1 pseudogene is annotated in these 230 nt (G+C 72.6%); it reads right to left on the bottom strand.

Going from position 1 to position 230, the window contains the following annotated elements:
* Positions 1-230, bottom strand: a pseudogene (locus KVT38_RS34390) (hypothetical protein); the annotation flags it as partial.

The following is a 230-nucleotide window of genomic DNA, read 5'->3' as shown; positions in this document are numbered from 1 at the left end:
CCGCTGCCGCTGCCCGCAGGTGACGACACCGTCGCTGCCGTGCACGCCGCCGACGCGTGGCCCGCCGCCTCCAGCGCCTTGTCCGTGTAGCTGTAGGTCGTGCCCGCTGCAGCCGTGCTGTCCGTGTACGACGTCGCATTGCCCGCCGCGCTGCCGGTCTTCGCGCCGCCGCGATAGATGTCGTATGTCGTCCACCTGTCCTCGGGCAGGCCGGCGCGCTCTTCTCGGGC

The sequence above is a fragment of the Cohnella sp. GbtcB17 genome, assembly GCF_019091135.1.
Taxonomy (GTDB): domain Bacteria; phylum Bacillota; class Bacilli; order Paenibacillales; family Paenibacillaceae; genus Cohnella.
Note: the sequence above shows the minus strand (reverse complement) of the source record. Positions and strands in the feature narration are given on the sequence as shown.